Annotated in this window: 3 protein-coding genes; 2 read left to right on the forward strand and 1 reads right to left on the reverse strand. The window is 77.8% G+C overall.

What is annotated here, in order from left to right; genetic code table 11:
* On the forward strand, positions 1 to 693 hold a 693-nt coding region (locus tag AB0E96_RS39930), incomplete at its 5' end, for a hypothetical protein (protein WP_359831598.1).
* Between the two features lie 111 nt (positions 694 to 804).
* On the opposite strand, the gene AB0E96_RS39935 is transcribed toward AB0E96_RS39930, so the two are convergent.
* Complete coding sequence (locus AB0E96_RS39935; RefSeq protein ID WP_359831599.1) at positions 805 to 1,761, reverse strand: LysR family transcriptional regulator; 957 nt, start codon at positions 1,759 to 1,761, stop codon at positions 805 to 807.
* A 174-nt stretch (positions 1,762 to 1,935) separates the two neighbouring features.
* Between AB0E96_RS39935 and AB0E96_RS39940 the strand changes: the two genes are divergently transcribed.
* A complete protein-coding gene (locus tag AB0E96_RS39940) occupies positions 1,936 to 3,057 on the forward strand; it encodes an alpha/beta fold hydrolase (protein ID WP_359831601.1) in 1,122 nt (373 codons plus the stop codon).
* Positions 3,058 to 3,291: the final 234 nt, after the last annotated feature.

Raw genomic sequence — 3,291 nt, forward strand, 5'->3', positions numbered from 1 at the left:
TCGGCCTCCGTGGCGGCGGTGCCCGGTTCCCCGACGGCTCCGGGCGGTGCGGGTGCGGCCACGCCCGCGGCGACGCCCGCGACGCCGGCCGGGGCCCAGGCCGGCGCGAGCGCGTCCGCGACCAGGGACCCCTTCACCCCCGTCCGGGTCAAGGTCGCCGAGGGCACGGCGAACGGCCACACCTGGGAGGCCTGGGCCGCGCTGTGGCCCACCCCGGCCGCCAGGAACGAGGCCGTCGGGCAGGCCCGGCTGATCCGCGCGGAGCGGTACGCCGCCAACCCGGACGTGAAGCAGGTCGTCCCCAAGGACGTCGAGAGCAACTGGGGCCCGGAGAACGACCTGGTGAACTACTACTTCACCGTCGACGGCAAGCGGCAGGCCGACGACTCCCTGCACGCGGTCACCTCACCGGGCAGGTTCGTGGGCGGCTACGGAGGTGCGTCGCTCGGCCTCCAGCACCCGTCGGGCGTGCCGCCGGTGGTGATCGAGGCGGCCCGGGCCGAGGTGGTGAAGGTCGTGGTCGAGTGGAAGTCCGGCGGCAGCACGGAGGCGGTGCCGGTCACGGTCGGCGACTCCCCGGTCCGCTACTTCGGTCTCGTGGCGAAGCCGGACACCGACGCCGCGCTGGTCACCTACTACCGGGCGGACGGCTCGGTGGAGCGCGCCACCGACCACTGGCTCCGGACCTCCTGAGCGGGAAGGGCCGGTAGGGCGGGAGGTGACGGCAGGGCAGGTGGGGACAACGGGGCCGGTGGGGACAGCGGGAGCGGCGGGGTCGGCGGGGTCGGTGGCGCCGGGCGGCCGTCAGCGGCCGAGTGCGGCCCGGTCGGCGTCCGGGAGCCAGTCGCGGGCCGGGTCGTACTCCAGCCACCGGCTGCGGGCCGCCGCGGAGGCGAACGCCCGCAGCAGGCCGTCCAGCCCGGGGTGCGGTTCGGCCTCCGGGCCGGTGCGCCACAGGAGCGACCAGGCGTAGAGCGGGGTCGGGTCCGACAGCGGGACGGTGCGCACCCCCGGAAGGCCGGGCAGCGGGCCGTCGGCGGGAACGAGGGAGAAGCAGGCCGGGTCGGCGCGGACCTGCTCCACGAAGTGCTCCAGGCCCAGATTGGCCGAGCCGACCCGCCGGGAGATCCCGAACCGGGCGGCGAAGCGGGCGAGGAAGTCCAGCCGGTCCACCGCCGCCGGACAGCGCAGCACACCGCCCCGCAGTTCGTCCGGGCGCAGGACGTCCCGGCCGGCCAGCGGGTGGTCGGTGCTCACCAGCACGTCCACCGGCTCCAGCCGGACCAGGCGGTGCGTCAACCCGTTCCCGCCGGACGGAAGCCGGTGGACCCGGCCGAACCCGGCGTCCGACTCCCCGCGCAGGACGGCCGCCGCGACGGAGGGCAGGTCCCGGCCGGGACCCGGCTCCACCTGCAGCCCCGGCGCCGCGTCCACCGCCTGCGCGACCGTGCGCATCGGCGCGTACAGGTGCCCCCACACGTCGATCCGCAGCGGCCGGGCGGCGCACCCCGCGGCGGCCACCGCCCGCTCCCCCTGCACCAGCAACCGCCGGGCCGGCTCCAGGAACCGCAGCCCGGCCCCGGTCAGCCCCACCCCGCGCGCGTCCCGCTCCAGCAGCCGCACCCCCAGCACCGACTCCAGCCGCGCCACCCGCTTGGACAGCCCCTGCTGACTGATCCCCAACCGCCCGGCCGCCCGCCCGAAGTGCGACTCCTCGGCCGCCACGACGAACGCCCGCACCTGCGCCAGATCCAGATCCACCCGGGCACCCTAGGGGACGGCTCGCCGATCGTCCCCGGTGCGCGGCGGTGGGGGCGGGCACGCACCCCCACCGCCCTCGCACCCGCGACCGTCCTCCCGGCCGACAACCGGTGGTTGTCGTCGCCGCCCCCCGGTTGTTGGACCGGGTGGTGCGGCGCGGGGTGGAGTGGGGAGGTGCCGACGAAGGCGGCCCCGCGCCACCCGAACGGCCCGAACGACCCGAAGGGAACCCCCGCCGTGCCCGACCTCTCCTTCCTCGACACCCCCGGTCTGCTGGCCGCCTTCGTCGAGGAGACCCGCCCGCGCGCCCACGGCGCAGGCCTCGACCCGTACGAGTACGCCCGGGTGACCACCCCGCTGACCTCGCTGCGCGACTGGCCGGCCGCCTGCCGGGGCGCCGGCCACCGGTACACCGCGGCGGCCGAGCGGGCCGCCGCCGAGGGCCGCACCGTCACCGCCGGCGAGGCGTTCCGGAGCGCCGCCCGCTGGTACCACTTCGCCGGGCTGCTCCCGCACCCCGACCGGGCCGCCGCGGCCGAGACCGCCGCCCGGGCCGACGAGGCGATGCACCGGGCGCTGGCGCTGCTCGACCCGGGGACGGAGCGGGTCGAGGGCGAGGGCTTCGCGGGCCGGTTGCGCCGCCCGGCGTCCGGCGGGGGAGCGGCCCCGCTGGTCGTGGTGGTGCCGGGGATGGACTCGGGCAAGGAGGAGTTCCACGCGGTGGCCGAGGCCCTGCTGGCCCGGGGCGTCGCGGTGCTCTCGATCGACGGGCCGGGGCAGGGCGTGCTGGCCGCCCACACCGTGCCGGAGCCCGAGTACCACCGGGTGGTCGGCCGCGCCCTCGACGCGCTGGCGGGCCGGGCCGGGCTGGACCTCACCCGGACCGCCGTGATCGGCCTCAGCCTGGGCGGCTACTACGCGGTCGAGTCCGCCGTCCACGAGCCCCGGCTGCGTGCCGCCGCGGTGGTCAGCGGCCCGTACCGGCTGGACTGGGACGGCCTGGTCCCGTTCGTCACCGCGACCCTGGCCCAGCGCTGCGGCGGGTACGCGGCGGCCCGCGCCTTCGCCGCCCGGGTCGACCTGACCGCCCTCGCCCCGGCGGTCACCGCCCCGCTGCTGGTGGTCGAGGGCGGCGAGGACGGCATCCCGGGCGTCACCGCGGCCACCGTCCTGGCTGAACGCGCCCCGGACGCCGAACTGCTGCTCGTCCCGCACGGAAACCACCTGCTCGGCACCGCCCTGCCGGACTGGCTCCCCACCACCGCCGACTGGCTCGCCGCGCGGCTGACCGGCTGACCGGCTGACCGAGCCGCCGCTGACCGGCGCAGTGCCGGGCGGCCGAGCGAGAGGACGGTGAACAGCAGGCCGCCGGCCAGGAAGAACGGCTCGTAGCCGAAGGTCGCGAACCTGGCCATGGCGTCCGGCTCGGCACCCGGCCGGCGGCCGGCGGCGAGCGCGACCCAGTCCGGCACGGACGGCGCGGCGTGCAGCACCAGCAGCGCGGCGGTGCCCCACAGCGCCGGGCCCAGC

Origin of the sequence: Kitasatospora sp. NPDC036755 (genome assembly GCF_040636595.1) — a bacterium.
Taxonomy (GTDB): Bacteria; Actinomycetota; Actinomycetes; order Streptomycetales; family Streptomycetaceae; genus Kitasatospora.